19 protein-coding genes and 1 pseudogene are annotated in these 19483 nt (G+C 71.7%); 8 read left to right on the forward strand and 12 right to left on the reverse strand.

Annotation, left to right across the window (positions count from 1 at the left end; genetic code table 11):
- From B351_RS0115170 to B351_RS0115185, 4 genes are all read left to right on the forward strand, one after another.
- Positions 1-738 (forward strand): N-acetylmuramoyl-L-alanine amidase (locus tag B351_RS0115170; RefSeq protein WP_026010783.1); only part of this gene is annotated, 738 nt, incomplete at its 5' end.
- Positions 739-822: 84 nt separating this feature from the next.
- Positions 823-2667, forward strand: a complete 1845-nt coding sequence (gene mutL / locus B351_RS0115175) for a DNA mismatch repair endonuclease MutL (protein ID WP_019399887.1) — start codon at positions 823-825, stop codon at positions 2665-2667.
- Complete coding sequence (locus B351_RS0115180) at positions 2664-3617, forward strand: DUF1684 domain-containing protein (RefSeq protein ID WP_050992257.1); 954 nt, start codon at positions 2664-2666, stop codon at positions 3615-3617. The genes mutL and B351_RS0115180 overlap by 4 nt, the downstream gene beginning before the upstream one ends.
- Positions 3618-3631: 14 nt before the next feature.
- The gene (locus B351_RS0115185; protein ID WP_019399889.1) at positions 3632-4567 is read left to right on the forward strand and encodes a TraB/GumN family protein; all 936 of its coding nucleotides are present in this window, start codon (positions 3632-3634) and stop codon (positions 4565-4567) included.
- Positions 4568-4582: 15 nt separating this feature from the next.
- Here the strand turns inward: B351_RS0115185 and rnfB are convergent, their stop codons facing one another.
- A complete protein-coding gene (gene rnfB, locus B351_RS16995; protein ID WP_019399890.1) occupies positions 4583-5008 on the reverse strand; it encodes an Rnf electron transport complex subunit RnfB in 426 nt (141 codons plus the stop codon).
- Positions 5009-5106: 98 nt separating this feature from the next.
- Between rnfB and B351_RS0115195 the strand changes: the two genes are divergently transcribed.
- The gene (locus tag B351_RS0115195; protein ID WP_019399891.1) at positions 5107-5580 is read left to right on the forward strand and encodes a hypothetical protein; all 474 of its coding nucleotides are present in this window, start codon (positions 5107-5109) and stop codon (positions 5578-5580) included.
- A gap of 9 nt (positions 5581-5589) precedes the next feature.
- Here the strand turns inward: B351_RS0115195 and B351_RS0115200 are convergent, their stop codons facing one another.
- The 4 genes from B351_RS0115200 to B351_RS0115215 form a co-directional block, all read right to left on the reverse strand.
- Positions 5590-6180, reverse strand: a complete 591-nt coding sequence (locus B351_RS0115200) for an HAD family hydrolase (RefSeq protein WP_019399892.1) — start codon at positions 6178-6180, stop codon at positions 5590-5592.
- Positions 6181-6293: 113 nt separating this feature from the next.
- On the reverse strand, positions 6294-8402 hold the full coding sequence (gene metG / locus B351_RS0115205; RefSeq protein ID WP_019399893.1) for a methionine--tRNA ligase: 2109 nt from the start codon (positions 8400-8402) through the stop codon (positions 6294-6296).
- Between the two features lie 119 nt (positions 8403-8521).
- A complete protein-coding gene (locus B351_RS0115210; RefSeq protein ID WP_019399894.1) occupies positions 8522-11506 on the reverse strand; it encodes a TonB-dependent siderophore receptor in 2985 nt (994 codons plus the stop codon).
- 246 nt (positions 11507-11752) lie between these two features.
- Positions 11753-12193, reverse strand: coding sequence for a DUF2147 domain-containing protein (locus B351_RS0115215; RefSeq protein ID WP_019399895.1), 441 nt, complete (start codon positions 12191-12193; stop codon positions 11753-11755).
- A gap of 216 nt (positions 12194-12409) precedes the next feature.
- Here B351_RS0115215 and apbC point away from each other — a divergent pair, with 216 nt between their 5' ends.
- Both apbC and dcd read left to right on the forward strand, forming a co-directional pair.
- Positions 12410-13480, forward strand: coding sequence for an iron-sulfur cluster carrier protein ApbC (gene apbC, locus B351_RS0115220; protein ID WP_019399896.1), 1071 nt, complete (start codon positions 12410-12412; stop codon positions 13478-13480).
- A 118-nt stretch (positions 13481-13598) separates the two neighbouring features.
- Positions 13599-14171 carry a dCTP deaminase gene (gene dcd, locus B351_RS0115225; RefSeq protein WP_019399897.1) on the forward strand — a complete coding sequence of 191 codons (573 nt, stop codon included), beginning with the start codon at positions 13599-13601 and terminating at the stop codon, positions 14169-14171.
- Positions 14172-14189: 18 nt separating this feature from the next.
- Here the strand turns inward: dcd and B351_RS0115230 are convergent, their stop codons facing one another.
- The 4 genes from B351_RS0115230 to B351_RS0115245 all read right to left on the reverse strand — a co-directional run bounded on the left by B351_RS0115230 (position 14190) and on the right by B351_RS0115245 (position 15779).
- The gene (locus B351_RS0115230) at positions 14190-14369 is read right to left on the reverse strand and encodes a LiaF transmembrane domain-containing protein (protein WP_019399898.1); all 180 of its coding nucleotides are present in this window, start codon (positions 14367-14369) and stop codon (positions 14190-14192) included.
- 110 nt (positions 14370-14479) lie between these two features.
- Complete coding sequence (locus B351_RS17870; RefSeq protein WP_019399899.1) at positions 14480-14644, reverse strand: LiaI-LiaF-like domain-containing protein; 165 nt, start codon at positions 14642-14644, stop codon at positions 14480-14482.
- Positions 14645-14673: 29 nt separating this feature from the next.
- On the reverse strand, positions 14674-15081 hold the full coding sequence (locus B351_RS0115240) for an HIT family protein (protein WP_019399900.1): 408 nt from the start codon (positions 15079-15081) through the stop codon (positions 14674-14676).
- Complete coding sequence (locus B351_RS0115245; protein WP_019399901.1) at positions 15078-15779, reverse strand: dienelactone hydrolase family protein; 702 nt, start codon at positions 15777-15779, stop codon at positions 15078-15080. Before B351_RS0115245 ends, B351_RS0115240 begins: the two co-directional genes overlap by 4 nt.
- A 150-nt stretch (positions 15780-15929) precedes the next feature.
- Between B351_RS0115245 and rimO the strand changes: the two genes are divergently transcribed.
- On the forward strand, positions 15930-17297 hold the full coding sequence (rimO, locus tag B351_RS0115250; RefSeq protein ID WP_019399902.1) for a 30S ribosomal protein S12 methylthiotransferase RimO: 1368 nt from the start codon (positions 15930-15932) through the stop codon (positions 17295-17297).
- Positions 17298-17466: 169 nt separating this feature from the next.
- Here rimO and B351_RS0115255 read toward each other — a convergent pair whose 3' ends face one another.
- The 3 genes and pseudogenes from B351_RS0115255 to B351_RS17875 form a co-directional block, all read right to left on the reverse strand.
- Positions 17467-18486, reverse strand: coding sequence for a DegV family protein (locus tag B351_RS0115255; RefSeq protein ID WP_019399903.1), 1020 nt, complete (start codon positions 18484-18486; stop codon positions 17467-17469).
- 95 nt (positions 18487-18581) lie between these two features.
- Complete coding sequence (greB, locus tag B351_RS0115260) at positions 18582-19082, reverse strand: transcription elongation factor GreB (RefSeq protein ID WP_019399904.1); 501 nt, start codon at positions 19080-19082, stop codon at positions 18582-18584.
- 97 nt (positions 19083-19179) lie between these two features.
- Positions 19180-19483, reverse strand: a pseudogene (locus B351_RS17875) (ATP-binding protein); the annotation flags it as partial.

Here is a 19483-nt window from a genome sequence, read left to right on the forward strand (position 1 = left end):
ATCGACGCCGGCCACGGCGGCCAGGACCCGGGCGCGATCGGCCCCACCGGCAAGCGCGAGAAGGACGTGACCCTGGCCATGGCGCGCGAGCTGGCGCGCCAGATCGATGCCACCCCGGGCCTGAAGTCCTTCCTGGTGCGCGACAGCGACGTGTTCATCCCGCTGCCGATGCGCGCCCAGCGCGCGCGCGCGGCCAAGGCCGACATCTTCATCTCGATCCACGCCGACGCGGCCGAGAACCGCAACGCGCGCGGCTCCTCGGTCTACGTGCTGTCGACCAAGGGCGCTTCCTCGCAGCGCGCGCGCTGGCTGGCGGACAAGGAAAACGCCGCCGACCTGGTCGGCGGCGTGCGCCTGCAGCAGACCGAGGCGGTGCTGGCCAACGTGCTGCTGGACCTGGCCCAGAGCGGGCACATGCGCGCCTCCGAGGACGCGGCCCTGCACGTGCTCGGCGGCCTCAAGCGCGTGGGCAACAACCACAAGCCCAACATCGAGCGCGCCAACTTCGCCGTGCTGCGCACCTCGGACATGCCGGCGATGCTGGTGGAGACGGCCTTCATCTCCAATCCGGACGAGGAGAAGCGCCTCACCGACCCGGCGTTCCAGCGCAAGGTCGCCGGCGCGGTGCTGGAAGGCATCACCACCTATTTCAGCCGGCAGCCGCCGCCGGGCACGCTGTTCGCGATGCGCGCCGAGGCCGACCTGGCCGCGGCCGGCGGCGCGGGCGGCACGCCCTGATCCAAGCGCGGGCCGGCGCGCAGGCGGCGCGGCGGCTATCATCACGCCTGATCCTCCTGACGGCCTGCGCGCCGCCGTGATGCCGTGCCGATCCGACAGCTTCCCGACACCCTGATCAACCAGATTGCCGCCGGCGAGGTGGTCGAACGCCCGGCCTCGGTGGTCAAGGAACTGGTCGAGAACGCCCTCGACGCCGGCGCCACGCGCGTGGACATCGACCTGGAGGAGGGTGGCATCCGCCTGATCCGGATCCGCGACGACGGCGGTGGCATCCCGCCCGGGGAACTGCCGCTGGCGGTCAGCCGCCACGCCACCAGCAAGATCGCCTCGCTCGACGACCTGGAAGCGGTGGCCACCCTCGGCTTCCGCGGCGAGGCCCTGCCCTCGATCGCCTCGGTCAGCCGCTTCATGCTCGCCTCGCGCACCCGCGACGCCGAGCACGGCGCGGCGCTGCACGTGGACGGCGGCCAGATTGGCGAGGTGGTGCCCAAGGCGCACGCGCCGGGCACCACGGTGGAAGTGCGCGACCTGTTCTACAACGTGCCGGCGCGGCGCAAGTTCCTGCGCGCCGAGCGCACCGAGCTGGGCCACATCGAGGAATGGCTGCGCTCGCTGGCGCTGGCGCGCCCGGACGTGGAGCTGCGGGTGAGCCACAACGGCAAGCCCTCGCGCCGCTACCGCGCCGGCGACCTGGACGCGGCCGCGCGCCTGGGCGAGACCCTCGGCGACGACTTCGCGCGCAGCGCGCTGCGCATCGACCACAGCGGCGCCGGCCTGCGCCTGCACGGCTGGATTGCGCAGCCGCACTATTCGCGTGCCAGCGCCGACCAGCAGTACCTGTACGTCAACGGCCGCGCGGTGCGCGACCGCAACGTCGCCCACGCGGTGAAGCTGGCCTACCAGGACGTGCTCTACCACGGCCGCCAGCCGGCCTACGTGCTGTTCCTGGAGCTGGATCCGACCCGGGTGGACGTCAACGTGCACCCGGCCAAGCACGAGGTGCGCTTCCGCGACGCCCGCCTGATCCACGACTTCGTGTTCCGCACCCTGCAGGAGGCGCTGGCGCAGACCCGCGCCGGCATGGAGGCCGGCGTCGCCGCCGCCATGCCCGCCGGCCAGCCGGCCGCGGCCTGGGGCGGCGCCGCGCCCGCTGCCGCACCGGCCGTGAGCGATGGCGGTGCCCGCCCGTTCGTGCCGTGGACGCCGGCGCCACAGCCGCTGGGCCTGCGCGTGGACGAGGCGGTGGGCGCGTACGCGGCGCTGTACGGACAGGCGGACGGGGCCACGCCGGCCGCGCCGCCGCTGCCACGCCAGGACCAGGCCCTGCCCGAGGGCAGCGGCGAGATCCCGCCGCTGGGCTACGCGATCGCGCAGCTGCACGGCATCTACATCCTGGCCGAGAACGCCGACGGCCTGGTGGTGGTGGACATGCACGCCGCCCACGAACGCATCGGCTACGAGCGCCTGAAGGCCGCGCACGACGGCATGGGCCTGCGCGCGCAGCCACTGCTGGTGCCGCTGTCGCTGGCGGTGGGCGAGCGCGACGCCGACGTCGCCGAGTGCGAGGCGCAGACCCTGGCCGAGCTGGGCTTCGAGGTCACCCGCAGCGGCCCGCAGACCCTGGCCGTGCGCAGCGTGCCGGCGCTGCTTGCGCATGCCGATCCGGAAGCGCTGCTGCGCGACGTCCTGGCCGACCTGCGCGAGCACGGTGCCACCCGCCGCGTGGCCGCCGCGCGCGACGAGCTGCTTTCGACCATGGCCTGCCATGGCGCGGTGCGCGCCAACCGGCGCCTGACCATTCCGGAAATGAATGCCCTGCTGCGCGACATGGAAGCCACCGAGCGCTCCGGGCAGTGCAACCACGGGCGCCCGACCTGGGCGCGATTCACGCTGGGGGAAATCGATCGATGGTTCCTGAGGGGAAGATGAGGCCCCTGCGCGCCATGGGGATGGCGGCGCTGCTGGCGGCGCTGGCCGGCTGCGGCGGCGAGGCGGGCAGCGACGATATCTCCGCCGAGGCCGAGCGCGCGGCCACCGCGGCGGTGTTCCAGGCCGGGCAGGAGGCCTGGCGCCGGGAGCGCGAGCAGGAGCTGCTGCGGCCGGACGGCTGGACCAGCCTGGTCGGCCTGCACTGGCTGGAACTGAAGGCGCACTACATCGGCAGCGGCGAACACATCGCCAGCAACATGCGCCTGGCCTTCGGCCCGGAGCGCATGGGCCTGGTCACCCGCGACGACGACGGCCGCTACTGGTTCACCCCGGAGCAGGGCGTGGAGCTGACCCTCAACGGCGAGCCGCTGCGGGGCAAGGTGCGGCTTTACAGCGACCATGACCCGGAGAAGGCGGTGATCGGCTTCGACGGCGACAAGGGCAGGCTGACCCTGGTCCAGCGCGGCAACCGCCATGCCCTGCGCGTGCGCCACGCCGACGCGCCCACCCGGGTGGGTTTTGCCGGGCTGCAGTACTGGCCGGCCGATCCGGCCTGGCGGATCGAGGCGCGCTTCGTGCCGCATCCGCCGGGCAAGACCCTGCCGATCGCCGACATCGTCGGCACCCGCAACGACTCGCCCAATCCCGGCTACGTCGAGTTCGAGCGCGACGGCCGCAGCTTCCGCCTGGAGGCGCTGGGCGGGCCGGAGGAAGGCCTGTTCTTCGTGCTGGCCGACCGCACCAGCGGCCACGGCAGCTATCCGGCCGGACGCTTCCTCGACGCCGACTGGCCGGGCGAGGACGGCAAGGTGGTGCTGGACTTCAACCGCGCCTACAACCCGCCGTGCGCGTTCACCCTGTTTGCGACCTGCCCGCTGCCACCGCCAGAGAACCGCCTGGACCTGGCCATCACCGCCGGCGAGAAGAACTACACCGGGAACGTGCACTGACCCCGGGAGCGCCGATGCACGCCCTGTTTCCCCGCGCCTGCGGCCCGTCCCGTCGCTTCGCCCGCCTGGCGGTACTGCTGCTGGGGCTGCTGCTGACGCTGCCGGTGCTGGCCGCGCCGCCGGTGCCGCTGCTGTGGAAGGTCTCCGACGCGGACAGTTCCGTGTACCTGCTGGGCTCGTTCCACATGCTGCGCCCCGGCGACGAGGTGCTGGCCGCCGAGGTCGAGGACGCCTTCGCCGCCGCCGACGCACTGGTGTTCGAACTGGCGCCGGACGAGGCGACCTCGCCCACGCTTGCGGCCGCCATGCTGCGGGCCGCGCTGCGCAAGCGCCCGGGCACGCTGCAGGACGACCTGGGGCCGGCGCTGTGGGCGCGGATGCAGGCGCACGCCGCCGCCACCGGCCTGCCGCTGGCGCAGCTGTCCGGGGTCGAGCCGTGGTTCCTGGGGCTCACCCTGGCGATCGGGCAGCTGCAGCGGATGGGCTTCGACCCGGCGCTGGGCCTGGACCGGCAGCTGATGCAGGCCGCCGCCAGTGCCGGCAAGCCGGCGTCCGGGCTGGAGCGGGCGGCCGACCAGATCGCGGTGCTGGCCGGGATGCCGCTGGCCACCCAGGTGCAGATGCTGGACCAGTCCCTGGCGCAGGCCGAGGCCGGGGACGAGGCCATCGAGGCCATGTACCGCACCTGGCGCCGCGGCGATGCCGAGGGCCTGTGGCGGCTGCTGGGCGAGGACCTGCGGCGCCAGTACCCGGAGCTGTACCGGCACATCAACGTGGCCCGCAACGAGGCCTGGCTGCCGCAGATCCGGCAACGCCTGGAGCGGGGCCAGGGCGACGTGCTGGTGGTGGTCGGCGCGCTGCACCTGCTGGGCAGCGACGGCCTGGTCGAGCGCCTGCGCGCGCAGGGGTACCGGGTCGAGCGCGTGTGCCGCGCCTGCGCCGGGCGCTAGCGTTCCGCGCCGGCCTCAGGCGGCCGGCGCCGGCTCCATCACGATGCAGTCCACCGGGCAGGCGGGCACGCACAGCTCGCAGCCGGTGCACAGTGGATCCAGCACCACGTGCATCAGCTTCGGGCCGCCGATGATGGCGTCCACCGGGCAGGCCTGGATGCACTTGGTGCAACCGATGCAGTCCGCCTCCACCACCACCGCCACCGCCGGCGGCTTGCACTGGCCGCGGCTGCGGTCGTAGGGCACGGGCGGCACGCCCAGCACCCGCGCCAGCGCACGCGCGCCCTCGTCGCCGCCGGGCGGGCAATGGTCCGGTCCAGCCTGGCCGGCGGCCATGGCCTCGGCGTACGGGCGGCAGCCGGGATAGCCGCACTGGCCGCACTGGGTCTGCGGCAGCAGGCGGTCGAGGCGTTCGACCAGGGGCGGAAGCGGAGCGGACATGCGCGGGCGATGCGGCGGGCCGGCCATTATCGCCGCTGCGCCGCCTGTACACACGCGCCGCGGCGCCGCATGCTGCGTGCACGAGAGGAGGGCAACCGATGTCCTGGAAACGGATCTGGCCGGTGGCGGCGCTGCTGGCGGCCGCGCCGCTGGCCGCACAGCCGCCGGCCCACGCGGCGCACGCGGCGCAAGCGGTGGCGGTGCAGGCCTACACGGCGCCGGTGGCGCCGGACATCCAGGCGCCGGAGCTGCGCGAACTGGAACCGGTGCTGCGCGAGGCCCTGGCCGGCGCGCCGGACTTCGCCGGCGACCAGGTGCTGGTGCAATGGGGTTGCGGCACCGACTGCCTGCGGCTGCTGGCCGCCGACCGCGGCAGCGGGCGGCTGGTGCAGTTGCCGGGCGCGGCCTGCTGCTGGGCGGGCGAGGGCGAGATGCTGGACTACCGCGCCGACAGCCGCCTGCTGGTGGTCAGCGGCCGGCTCGGGGACGGCCCTGGCCATGGCCGCCACTACTTCGTGTTCGAACACGGGCGCTTCGTGCCGGTGTTCTTCGAGCCTGTGCCGGCCGACTGATCCGGCGCCTCAGGCGATGCGCCGGCCGCGCCACCAGCGTTCGTGTGCCAGCGCCAGCATCGCCTGGTCCTCGCGGCTGTCGCCGTAGGCGTGGATGCGCGCGTAGCGCGACAGGTCGTAGCGGGCGCGGATGTCGTCTGCCTTGTGCGCGCCGCGGTCGCCGCCGGCGTAGCGGCCGGTCAGGCGGCCATCGACGCTTTCCAGGCGGTTGCAGACCAGCTCCAGCCCGTGCCGTCGGCACCACGGCGCTAGGTAGGCGTCGAGCGAGCCGGAGACGATCACCACGGTATGCCCGCGGGCGCGGTGCGCGGCGATGCGTTGCATCATCTCCGGCCGCAGCAGGCCCGGCAGTTCGCGCTCGGCGTAGTCGGCACCGGCGGCGCGGACCCAGGTCGCGTCGCGCCCGGCGAATGCCTTGCGGGTGGCCCGCACGCGCAGCGCCGAGGCCGACACCAGGCCCAGCCGGTAGCCGGCCACCCAGGGGCCGATGGTCCAGCGCACCCGTGCCAGCTGCCCTGGCGTGGCCAGGCGGCGCAGGAAGCGGCCGTAGGTATCGCAGGTGGTGACGGTGTGGTCGAAGTCGACCAGGGCCAGTTCCATCGGCCTCCCTCGCGTCCCTTGCATGGGGCGGCGCGGGCCGCCGTTGCGGGTGCCGCCGTTGCCGCGCCCGCGGATGGGCCTGCGCCACCGGGCGGCGCAGGCCGCAGTGCGGATCAGCGCACCGGCATGCCGGCCTGGGCGCCTTCGTCGGCGTCCAGCAGGGCCAGCGCACCGCCGTCGAAGCCGGCCGACAGGATCATGCCCTCGCTGATGCCGAAGCGCATCTTGCGCGGGGCCAGGTTGGCGATGAACACGACGTTGCGGCCGACCAGCTTCTCCGGTTCGCCGTAGCTGGCGCGGATGCCGGAGAAGATCTGGCGCTGGCCCAGCTCGCCGGCGTCCAGCAGGAAGCGCAGCAGCTTGTCCGAGCCTTCCACGAAGCCGCACTCCAGCACCTTGCCGATGCGCAGGTCGAGCTTGGCGAAGTCCTCGATGCCGATGTACTGCGGCGCGCTGGCCGCCGGCGCGGCGTCCTTCTTCGCCTCGGCCTTCTTTTCCGGCTGGGCGGGGGCGGCGGGAGCGGCGGCGAGGGGGTCCTTGGAGGCTTCGGTCATGGCGTCGATCAGCTTGGGGTCGATACGGGTGAACAGGGGGGTGTAGGCGGCCAGGGTGCGGCCGGCCAGCCCGGTGCGGCGGTCCAGCGCCAGCTCCGTGCCCAGCCAGGCCTCGACCCGGGCGATGGTGGCCGGCACGATCGGCTTGAGCACGCCGGCGATGTCGGCGAAGGCCTGCAGCGCGGTGCCCAGCACCAGGTGCAGGTCGGCGCGGCGTGCCGGGTCCTTGGCCAGCGCCCACGGCGCGGTGCGCGCGATGTACTCGTTGGCCAGGTCGGCCGCGGCCATGGCGTTGCGGGCCACGGCGGCGAAGTTGTCGTGCTGGTACAGCTCCGGCGCGCCGGCCAGCGCCTCGCGCACCTGGGCCAGCAGCTGCGCGGCGTCCTGCGCCCAGCCCTCGCTGGTGCCGGCGTCCGCGCCGGGCGGGGGCAGCTGGTTGCCGAAGTGCACGTCCAGCAGCTTGGCGCAGCGGCTTGCGATGTTGACGAACTTGCCGACCAGGTCGCTGTTCACGCGGGCGACGAAGTCGGACAGGTTGAGGTCCAGGTCGTCCACGCCGCCGGAGGACTTGGCCGCGAAGTAGTAGCGCAGCGCGTCCGGATCCAGGCCCACGTCCAGGTAGGTGCGGGCCATGATGAAGGTGCCGCGCGACTTGGACATCTTGGCCCCGTCCACGGTCAGGTAGCCGTTGACGTGCAGGCGGTCGGGCTTGCGCAGGCCGTTGCCGTGCAGCACCGCCGGCCAGAACAGGCCGTGGAAGTTGACGATGTCCTTGCCGATGAAGTGGTGCAGCTCGGCGTGGTCGCCCGGCTGCAGCAGCCGCTCCATGGCCGCCTCGTCGAAGCCGCCGGCCTTGCCGCTGCGGGCCAGGGCCAGCAGGCTGGAGAAGTAGCCGATCGGCGCGTCCAGCCACACGTAGAAGTACTTGCCGGGGTGGCCGGGGATCTCGAAGCCGAAGTAGGGTGCGTCGCGGGAGATGTCCCAGTCGCGCAGGCCGCCTTCACCGTCGATCCACTCGGCCAGCTTGGCCTTGACCCCGGGCAGGGCCACGTCGCCGGCCAGCCACTCGCGCAACACCTCGGTGTACTGGCCCAGGCGGAAGAAGAAGTGCTCGGAGGCACGCAGCTCCGGGGTGGCGCCGGACACGGCCGAGCGCGGATCGATCAGGTCGGTGGGGCCGTAGGTGGCGCCGCAGACCTCGCAGTTGTCGCCGTACTGGTCCGGGGACTTGCAGCGCGGGCAGGTGCCCTTGACGTAGCGGTCGGGCAGGAACATCTGCTTGACCGGGTCGTACAGCTGCTCGATCGAGCGGCGCTCGATGCTGCCGCGCGCCTCCAGGGCGGCGTAGAAACGCCCGGTCAGCTCGCGGTTCTCCTCCGAATGGGTGGAGTGGTACCAGTCGAAGGCCACGCCGAAGGCGTCGAAGTCGCGCTCGTGCTCGGCCTTGATCCGGGCGATGAAGGCCTCCGGGGTGACCCCGGCCTTCTCCGCCGCCAGCATGATCGGGGTGCCGTGGGTGTCGTCGGCGCAGACGTAGTACACCGCGTCCCCGCGCATGCGCCGCGCCCGGACCCAGATGTCGGCCTGGATGTAGCCGACCAGGTGGCCCAGGTGCAGCGGGCCGTTGGCGTAGGGCAGGGCGTTGGTGACGAGGACGGAGCGGGACATGGCGGTCGGTGGGGAAAGGGACCGCCGATTATCGCATGGCGGGCGCTCCGGGCCCGCCGGGCGGCTGCCGGCGCCCCGGGGCACAGGCCCGGCGGGGCCGGGCCCGTGCGCGGCGGCGCTCAGAAGCGGTAGGTCGCGCCCATGTAGAAGAACCGGCCGATGCTGTCGTAGTTGGCGCTGCCGATGTCGGCGCCGAAGTAGTTCAGCGGCGGGGCCTTGTCCGAGGCGTTGTCGATGCCGAGGTACACGTTCAGCTCGCTCTCCGGGAAGGTGTAGCCCAGCCGGAGGTTGTGGTAGGTGTACGAGCCATTCATGATCGGCCTGGCCGAGCCCGGGTTGGCGTTGTAGCTCTTGGGCTGGACCCGCAGGTTGCCGTCGACGTACTTCATGTTCCAGCTGGCGCTCCAGTTGCCGAACTCGAAGCTGTTGTCCAGCGTGGCGCGCCAGCGCGGGTCGGTGTAGTAGGTGACGTTCTCGTCGAACTCGTCCGGGAAGTCCTGGAACTGCCACTCCCGCGACTGCAGCAGGCGGGTGCCGACGAAGCGCGAGACCGCGCTGGCGCCGAACAGGTTGTAGCGGTAGTCGATCTCCAGGTCCACGCCGACCCGGCGCGACTTGGCCAGGTTCTCGTTCAGCGCCACCCAGCGGGTGATCGAGTAGGCCGGGAAGTCGCGGCCCTGCGGGTCGACGTAGCCGCCCACCGGGGCGCGGGTGATCATGGCGCAGAACTGGTTGCCGATGCCGCCGGGCGAGTCGACGCAGCGGGTGGCCAGGGTCTGCGCGTTGACCGCGCCGATCGCGTCCTTGAGGGTGATGTTCCAGTAGTCCACCGACACGCCCAGCCCGTTGATGAAGTCCGGCTGCCATACCAGGCCCAGGGTCCAGCTGCGGGCGCGCTCTTCCTCCAGGTCCGGGTTGCCGCCGCTCACGCCCGGCCGGCTGGCACTGAAGGTGTCGATCCAGCCTTCCGGGATGCCCAGCGCGCTGCAATTGGCCACGCGCAGGGCGCGGTCCTCGGCGGTATCCGGGCGGTTGGGGTTGGTGGGCTGGTAGTTGCAGGGGTCGTTGATGGTCGCGAAGTTCTCCGACTGCGGGTTGTACAGCTCGCCGATGCTCGGCGCGCGCACCGCCCGCGCCAAGGTGCCGCGGAAGCGCAGGGTGTCGATGATTTCCCAGTTCAGGCCGATGTTCCAGGCCAGGGTCTCGCCGATGCTGCTGTAGTCGGAGTGGCGCGCCGCCAGGTCCAGGGACATGTTGTAGATGCCGGGCAGGTCGGCCAGCAGCGGGATGGTGGTCTCGGCGAACACCTCGGTGACGTCGTACTCGCCGCCGCGGCTGGGGATGGCGTTGAGGAAGGTCAGGCCCAGCGCGGCCAGCGGGTCGGTGTTCTCCTGGCTCTTCTCCTTGCGGTACTCCACGCCCGCGGCGAAGCCCACGTCGCCGGCCGGCAGCGAGAACAGCCGGCTGTTGGCCACCGAGGCCGCCACCACGTTCTGCTCCAGGGTCGAGGAATTGAGCGAGGTGGTGTTGAACCAGGCGATCGCCTCGGGCGTGCGCGCCACCGCGCCGTCGCCGAACACGCTGAACGGGATGCAGCCGTTGCTGGCGAAGCTGGAGTAGCGCGTGCCGGTGTGCGGGTTGACCGCGTCCTCGTCGATGCTGGCGCGGCAGACGATGTTGCCGTTCTCGTCGCGCACCGCGTCCAGGCCGGCGTGCCAGCGCTCGTTGATGCGGTTGTTGAGGTTGCGGCGGTCGATCTTGGACTGGCCGTAGTTGACCGATGCCTCGTAGGTCCAGTCCTCGCCGAGGTTGCCCTCGAAGCCGAACACCGCGCGCACGGTCTGGCGGTCCACGTCCTCGCCGCGCCGGCCGGCGTCGACGTTGAAGCGGGTGACCTGCAGCTGGGTCAGGCCGTTGGCGTCCATCAGCGCGCCCAGCTCGGGCGAGATGAAGGCGTTGTCGCGGCGGATGCGGATCGGCTGGTCGAACGCCGGCTGGCCGTAGAAGTTCGACTCGGTCTTGCTGTACTTGCCCTCGAAGAACATGCGGTGGTTCTCGTTGAGCTCGAAGTTCAGCTGGAAGTTGGCGCTGAAGCGGTCGAACGCCGGCTCCAGGTCGGCCACCGCGTTGAGGTCGGCGAAATCGCAGTCCACGCACGAGGTCGGGCTGACCACCACGCCGTCGTAGCGGGCGCGGCGGAACGTGCCGTCCGGGTTGAACAGGTAGCGGTTGGTCGGGTTGTTGACGTTGAAGCTGCCGATGGTGAACACGCCGCCGTAGGAGATTGAGTGGTTGCCGCCGGGCCTGGCGAACACGTTCTGCGGGTTGCGCTGGCTGGGCGGCTGGCTGGGGTCGAAGTCCGGGTTGGGCACCGAGACCATGAAGCGCCGCCCGATCTCGCGGTCGCCGCGGCCGAAGCGGTCCTGGGTGCTGTACTCGAGCGAGAAGGCCGCGTTGCCGCGGTCGTCGGCGAAGTTCTTGCCGGCGGTGAAGCTGACGAAGGAGCGGTCGAAGCTGCCTTCGTCGGCCATGCCGTGCTGGCCGCGCAACTCCATGCCCTCGAAGTCCTTCTTGAGGATGAAGTTGACCACGCCGGCCACCGCATCGGCGCCGTACACGCCCGACACGCCGCCGGTCATCACCTCCACGCGCTCGATCCATTCCACCGGGATGGTGTTGACGTCGACCGCGGTGGAGCCGGGGCTGGCACCCACGTGGCGGCGGCCGTTGACCAGCACCAGGGTGCGGGACGTGCCCATGCCGCGCAGGTCCAGCAGGCCGAGGCCCGCGGTGCCGATGAAGCGGGTGGAATTGCCCAGGGTGTAGGTGGGCGACAGCGCCGGCATCCGCGCCATCAGGTCGCCGATGTTGGTGGCGCCGGTGCCGCGGATTTCCTCGGCGGTGACCGCGGTCACCGGGGCGGGGGTGATGAAGCCGGTGCGGGCGATGCGCGAGCCGGTGACGATCACCTGGTCCAGCTGGGTGGGTGCGCCGTCCTGGGACCCGGATTCCTGGGCGAGGGCGGGACTGGCGAGGGGTGCGAGCAATGCCATCACCAGGGCAGCGGTGAGGCGGTTGCGGGGGATGACGATCCTGTCATTCATACGGCCACCTGCGCTTTGGGGACGCCAGAATGCTAGGACCTTCAGGAAAAAATAATTGTTGAGTTATTCGTTATTTCAGAAGTTTTTTTCTATCGGGTAAATGCCGTCCGATTTGCATTGTATATACGTAAGTCACTGATTATCCAGGAAATATGAATACGTATGGGAATTGTGCAGGCGCCGTGAAAAAGAAGGGGCGCCATCATGGCGCCCCTTCACGGATCCTGTGCCTTGCTTAATGCGGCGTCACTCGCGGATCCAGGTCTGCGACTTGCAGATGAAGGCGACGCAGCCGGAAACCTCCAGCTTCCTGCCGCCGTCGATCAGGGCCAGCTTGGACTTGTACACCTTGCCCTCGTCGGGCTTGAGGATGGTGCCGCCGGAATACTTGCCGCCGCCGTCGGCCTTCATCCCGCGGATGATCTCCATGCCGGTGATCGGCTTGCCCTTGCGGTCGTCACTGCACTTGTCGCAGGTCGGGTTGGGGCGGCTGGGGTTGATCAGTTCGACGATCCGGCCGCTGAAGCTGCCGTCGGCGGCCTGGGTGATCTCGACGTAGGACTTGGGCTTGCCGGTTTCGCCGTCGATGGTCTTCCAGCGGCCGACGACCGGATCGGCGGCCGCGGCGGTCATCGAGGCCAGGGCCAGAAGCGGCAGGGCGAGGCCGGCCAGCAGGGTCTTGCGCATGTTTTCCTCCCGGATGCAGATGGCCTGCCGGATGCGGCGGGCCTGGCCTCTTATACCAGCATCCGCCCCCGTACGGCTGACCGGATGCGGACGCTGCGTGGCGCCGCCGGGGGGGGCAGCCAAGCGGCGCGCATTCTTGTACCGTGGCGCGCTCAACCGATATCGAGCCGGTCGCCCGCGCCACCCGGGGCGGGGCCGGCCTGGCGTGACCTACACATGACTGCTGCTTCCCCCCTCCAAGACATCCTCGCCACCCTGGAAGACCCGGCCGGCGGCGGCCCGCTCGGCGCGGCCGTGCGCTGGGACGCGCGCCCGGGCGGCCGCGGCGCCCAGGTCCAGGGCACCACCGGATTCCCGTTTTCCGCCGCCTGGGCGGCCCAGCTGCAGGCGCGCGCCGAGGCGGCCCTGGCCGCCGCCGGCCAGGCGCTGGAAACGTTCGAACTGCGCCCGCGGATCGCCGCCCACGCGGTGCAGGGCGGGCTGGCCCCGCATCCGCGCATCCGCAACGTGGTCGCGGTCGGCTCGGGCAAGGGCGGCGTCGGCAAGTCGACCACCGCGGTGAACCTGGCGCTGGCGCTGCAGAGGCTCGGCGCGCGCGTCGGCGTGCTCGACGCCGACGTGTACGGCCCCAGCGTGCCGGCCATGCTGGGCCTGTCCGGGCGGCCGGAGAGCCCGGATGGCAAGTCGATCGAGCCGATGCGCGCGTTCGGCATCGAGGCCATGTCCATCGGCCTGCTGGTCGAGCAGGACACGCCGATGATCTGGCGCGGGCCGATGGCCACCTCGGCGCTGATGCAGCTGTTCACCGACACCCTGTGGGGCGATCTGGACTACCTGGTGGTCGACCTGCCGCCGGGCACCGGCGACATCCAGCTGACCCTGGCGCAGAAGATCCCGGTGGCCGGTGCGGTGGTGGTGACCACGCCGCAGGAGATCGCCACCCTGGACGCGCGCAAGGCCGTGGCCATGTTCAACAAGGTCGAGGTGCCGGTGCTGGGCATCGTCGAGAACATGGCCATGCACGTGTGCAGCAACTGCGGCCACGTCGAGCACGTGTTCGGCCACGGTGGGGCGCAGGCCATGGCCGAGCGCTACGGCGTGCCGCTGCTGGGCTCGCTGCCGCTGGACCTGCGCATCCGCGAGCAGGGCGACGCCGGCGCGCCGGTGGTGGTGGCCGCGCCGGACGCGGCTCCGGCCCAGGCCTACCTGGCCGCCGCGCAGGCGCTGGCCACCGCGCTGGCCCGGCGCCCGCGCGCCTCGATTCCGATCGCGGCCCGGCTGGCCTGACGCCCCGGTCCGCGCTTCCCGCCGCCGCGGCGGGAGGCCCGGCCAGGCGCGGGTACACGCGGCCCGGCCGGCCCCCTACAATCGCGCGTTCACGCGCCTTGCCCCAGGGAACCACTGCATGAGCATCAAGAGCGACCGCTGGATCCGGACGATGGCCGAACAGCACGGCATGATCGACCCGTTCGAGCCCGGACAGGTGAAGCAGGTCGACGGCAGGCGCATCGTCAGCTACGGCACGTCCAGCTACGGCTACGACGTACGCTGCTCGCGCGAGTTCAAGGTCTTCACCAACATCAACTCCACCATCGTCGACCCGAAGAACTTCGACCCGAAGAGCTTCGTGGACGTGGTCGGCGACGAGTGCATCATCCCGCCCAACAGCTTCGCGCTGGCGCGCACGGTGGAGTACTTCCGCATCCCCCGTGACGTGCTGGTGGTGTGCCTGGGCAAGAGCACCTACGCCCGCTGCGGCATCATCGTCAACGTCACCCCGCTGGAGCCGGAGTGGGAGGGCCACGTGACCCTGGAGTTCTCCAACACCACGCCGCTGCCGGCGCGCATCTACGCCAACGAGGGCGTGGCCCAGATGCTGTTCCTCCAGTCCGACGCGGACGACGTGTGCGAGACCTCGTACAAGGACCGCGGCGGCAAGTACCAGGGCCAGACCGGGGTCACCCTGCCGCGCACCTGAGCAGGCGCGCCCGCCGGCTCAGCCGCAGCGGGTGCCGTCGCCGCGGCGCAGCAGCCAGCCGGCGCCGACCGCGATCAGCGCCAGCGGCCACCAGGTGGACAGCACGCGGCCGGCATCGATGCCGATTCCGAGGTTGTCGAGCAGGAACAGGACGCCCAGCACGATCAGGACGAGGGCGGGAACCAGGCGACGGCACATGGCGGCTTCCTCCTTGGGGGATGGAGCGCATCTTGCGCCGCCGCCGGACCGGCGTCAGGTGACAGGCGTCAGCCACCGCTGCCGCCCCCTGTCACCGGCGGCCGCGCGGCTTACTTGCGCCGCAGCAGCATGGCCACGCCGACCACCACCAGGCCCGCCGGCCACCAGGTGGCCAGCAGCGCGCCCAGCCCCGTGTCGATCCAGCCCAGGTTGCGGGCCAGGAAGAACAGGCCCACGACGATCAGGACGAGGGCGGCGAACACGTTGGAACCCATGGGCGCGTAACCGGCAGTGGAAAGGGCGCCTATCCTAGCCGCGAACGCCAGTCCGCGGCAGACGCCGCCAGCGCCTCCGGGGCGTGCCGCACCGCGCTGCCGCTGCCCCACACCGGCCCCGGCCAGGCGGCGTCGCCCGGGTGCCGGCCGACCAGGTGCACGTGCAGCTGCGCCACCACGTTGCCCAGCGCGCCGATGTTGAGCTTCTCCACCCCGGGCGTGGCGCGCAGCGCCTGCGCGGCGCGGTTGAGCTCGGCCAGCAGCAGGCGCTGCTGGTTGCCGTCCAGGTCGATCCACTCGCGCGCCCCGGGCACCCGCGGCACCAGCAGCAGCCAGGGGAAGCGGGTGTCGTCCATCAGCCGCACCTGCGACAGCGGCCCGTCGGCGACGAACACGCTGTCGGCGGCCAGGCGCGGGTCCAGTTCGAACCCGCTCACTGCAGGTGCTCGGCGAAGAAGGCCAGGGTGCGCTCGCGCGCCAGCCGCGCGCTGGGCTTGTCGTAGGCCTTCGGATCGACCTCGCGGTTGAAGGCGTGGCCGGCGGGGTAGGTGTGGACCGGCATGCCCGGCAGCTTGAGCCGGTGCTGCTCCACCGCCTCCGGCGGGATCGAGGGGTCCTGCTCGCCGAAGTGGAACATCACCGGCGCCCTGGGGCTGGCGACCAGGGCCGGGTCGTCGAGGAAGGCGGTGTTGCGCGCGCCGTAGTAGCTGACCGAGGGCAGGCCCAGCCTCAGTGCGCCGAGCATGGCCAGGGTGCCGCCCCAGCAGTAGCCGACCGTGCCCACGGCGCCGCGCGGCTCGTTGAACGCGCCCAGGTAGCGGCGCAGGCGCTGCGCGGCCGCATCGAGGATCTGCAGCGCGGCGTCGAAGCCCAGTTCGCCGGCCAGCTTGCGGCCGTGGGCGAAGCCGGCCTCGTCGTAGCCCAGCTCCACGCCGGGCTCCACCGGGTCGAAGAACGCAGGCGCCAGCACCGCGTAGCCCTCGGACACGAAGTCCTCGGCCACCGCGCGGATGTGCGGGTTGACCCCGAAGATCTCCTGGATCACCACCAGGCCGCCGCGCGGCGCCGACGGCGGACCGGCCTGCCAGGTCGCGACCTGGCCGCGGGGCGTGTCGAGCTGGATCCATTGGCCCATGGCGTCGTCCTCGGTTGTGTGGGGGGGCGCCATTATGCGTCGCCCGGGCGTTCCGGCCGCGTCTGCGGGCGCGGTGGCCGGGGCGGGTATAATCGCGCGCCCCGCGCACCGGCCCGCCGGTCGCGCCCGCCCGCCGTTCCCGAGCTTCCCATGTCCGTGCACAACCCCAAGGTCGGCTTCGTCAGCCTCGGCTGCCCGAAGGCGCTGGTCGATTCCGAACGCATCCTCACCCAGCTGCGGGTGGAGGGTTACGACATCGTCCCGACCTACGACGATGCCGACGTGGTGGTGGTCAACACCTGCGGCTTCATCGACTCGGCCGTGGCCGAATCGCTGGACGCCATCGGCGAGGCGATGAACGAGAACGGCAAGGTCATCGTCACCGGGTGCCTGGGCAAGCGCTCGGAACTGATCCGCGAGCAGTACCCGGACGTGCTGGCCGTGTCCGGGCCGCAGGACTACGCCAGCGTGATGGAGGCCGTGCACAAGGCACTGCCGCCCAGGCACGACCCGTTCGTGGACCTGGTGCCGGACTACGGCATCAAGCTGACCCCGCGCCACTACGCGTACCTGAAGATCTCCGAGGGCTGCAACCACCGCTGCAGCTTCTGCATCATCCCGTCCATGCGCGGCGACCTGGCTTCGCGGCCGGTGGACGAGGTGCTGCGCGAGGCCGAGCGCCTGGTCAAGGGCGGCGTGCGCGAGCTGCTGGTGGTGTCGCAGGACACCTCGGCCTACGGCGTGGACCTGAAGTACGCGCCGGGCACCTGGCGCGGCCGCGAGTACGCCACCCGGATGAAGGCCCTGTGCGAGGGCCTGTCCGAGCTGGATGCCTGGGTGCGGCTGCACTACGTCTACCCGTACCCGCACGTGGACGAGGTGATCCCGCTGATGGCCGAGGGCAAGGTCCTGCCGTACCTGGACATCCCGTTCCAGCACGCCAGTCCGCGCATCCTCAGGCTGATGAAGCGCCCGGGCGCGGTCGACAAGACCCTGGAGCGGATCCAGCGCTGGCGCGCGACCTGCCCCGAATTGACCATCCGCTCGACCTTCATCGTCGGCTTCCCCGGCGAGACCGAGGCCGAGTTCGAGGAACTGCTGGATTTCCTCGACGAGGCCCAGCTGGACCGCGTCGGCGCCTTCGCCTATTCGCCGGTGGAAGGCGCGGCCGCCAACGACCTGCCCGGCGCGGTGCCGGAAGAGGTCAAGCAGGAGCGCCTGGCCCGTTTCATGGAGCGCCAGGGCGAGATCTCGGCCGCGCGCCTGGAGGCCAAGGTCGGCAGCGTGCAGCGCTGCCTGGTGGACTTCCTCGACGGCGAGCTGGCGATCGCCCGCTCCATGGCCGATGCGCCGGAGATCGATGGCACCGTGCAGATCCAGGACGGCCGCGATGCCGGTCTGCAGCCGGGCGAGTTCGTCGACGTGCGGATCATGGGCAGCGACGAGCACGACCTCTACGGCGAGGTCGAATACGCCGAAACCGGCGACACCTTGCCGCTGGCGCTGCGCGTGCTCTGAGCCCCGCGCGGGCGGCAACCTCGAGGGCGGCGCCGCAAGGCGCCGCTTTCGTTTCCGGGGAGCGCCGCCGCAGCTTGGCGGCGCGAATCCGGCGGCAGGCCAGGCCCGCCGCGGCCGATTTCCGGCCCGGGCTCTCCCGGCGGCCGGGAGCGGTGCGGGCCGTCGCCGCTCAGGGCGCCTCGTTGGGGACGGGGCCGGAATAGGCCAGGGTCAGCCCGCCGGGGCCGATGTTCATCATCCCGGTGATGCTCATCTGCAGCACGTGCAGGGAGACGCCGGCGCGCTCGCAGGCCTGGCGCAGCTCGCCCAGTTCCGGGGTCGCGTGCAGTTCGCCCATCGCCCCGGCGTAGGAGACGATCACGTGCGGGGTGTGCAGCTGGCCTTCGGCCACCCTGCGCGCGGCGTACCGGAACAGCTTGCCCCAGGCCTGGGCGCGGCCGCGGTACTTGCTCACCGGGTGGGTATCGCCCTGGTAGCCGCGGATGATCGGCTTGATGTCCAGCGCGCTTCCCAGCAGCACGCTGGTCAGGTGGATGCTGCGGTCGCCGCGCACGCGCGAGCGGGTGCGTGCATAGCCCAGGTCGTCGGGGATGTAGTAGGTGTAGGTGGTATCGACGATCCGCAGCAGCTCGGCGCGGACGTCCTTGGGCGACATCCCCGCCTGCAGCATGTCGCGCAGCGCCATCGCCGCGATGCCGGAGCCGGCGAACATGTTGCGGGTATCGATCACCCGGAACTGGAACGGCCGCCGCATCTCGGCCGCCTGGCGCAGGCCGCGGATGTGGTGCAGCGCCAGCGCGCTGCCCTCGCTGCAGGCCTCGTGGATCGGGCTGCGGGTGGAGGTGATGGTCAGGCAGTAGACCGAGTCGTAGTCCAGGGCGAAGCGCTCGATGAAGAAGTTCTTCATCTGCGCCGCGTCCAGCGGGATCGACTGCCCGGCCACGCCCTCGCCGTTGCCGTTCTCGCGCATGTAGCGCGCGCTGGCCTCCGGGTCGTGCTGGTCGATGTAGGTGCTGGCGCCGATCCTGATCGGGATCGGGATCACCGCCACGTCCGGGTCGGCCAGGAACTCCGCCGAGACGTCGACCGAGGCGTCGATCACGATGCCGGTACGGGCGCGATGGGTGCTGGGCGCGGGCGCCAGCGCAGCGGCCGGCGCGGCGGCCAGGCCGGTTTCAATAGCCGTCAAAGCACTTCCCCTGATGCGATTGCAGTCAGGCGGGAAGGTCGCCGGTCGGCGCGGGGGACGTCAAGCTGCGTCGCCGTATGGCCGCCGCCGGCGGCTCAGCCGTAGCTCACGTCCACCACCACGAAGCGCGCCGGGCCGCCGGGCAGCTGCGCCTCGACCTCGTCGTCGATGCGCTTCTTCAGCAGGGCACGGGCCAGCGGCGAGTCGATGCTGATATGGCCCTGGGCGGCATCGGTCTCGTCCGGGCCGACGATGCGGTAACGCACGCACTCGCCGGTGGCCAGGTTCTCCAGCTCCACCCAGGCGCCGAAGTAGACCGCCTCCGGGTCGGAGGGCACGGTATCGACCACCCGCAGGGCGGGGATGCGCTTGGACAGGTAGCGCACGCGGCGGTCGATCCCGGCCAGCTGCTTCTTGCGGTAGGTGTACTCGGCGTTCTCCGAGCGGTCGCCCTCGGCCGCGGCGGCGGCCAGCGCCTTCCCCACTTCCGGGCGCTGCACCCGCCACAGGTCGTCCAGCTCGGCCTTGAGCCGGTCGTGGCCGTCGCGGGTGATCAGGGCGGTGCTTTTCTCGGGGGGCGGACGCCAGCGCGACATGCGGACAACCGATGGGTATTGCGGGGGCGTGATGCTAGCGCCTGGTGGCGTGGGCGGGGAGTCGGCGGTCGGCGCCGCTTGCGCGGCGCCGGGGCGCTCAACGCCGGCCGAAGATGCCGCCGAGGATGCCGCGCACGATCTGGTTGCCGATCTGCCCGCCGTATTTCTTCCCGGCCTTGCCGGCCACCGACTCGCCGATGCTGCTGCCGAGGCTGCGGCCAACCGAGCCGCCGACGTTGCGCGCGGTCTGCTTGGCCACCGTCTGGACCACGCCCTGGCGGCGCTTGGTGCCGAACAGGAACTCGCCGATCTTCTGGCCGATGCCGCCTTCGCCGTCCTGCTGCGCCGGCGGCGTGCCGGCGGGTGTGCCGGCCTGGACCCGCGCGGCCAGCAGCTCGGCC

Source organism: Pseudoxanthomonas sp. GW2 (genome assembly GCF_000283075.1).
Lineage (GTDB): Bacteria > Pseudomonadota > Gammaproteobacteria > Xanthomonadales > Xanthomonadaceae > Pseudoxanthomonas.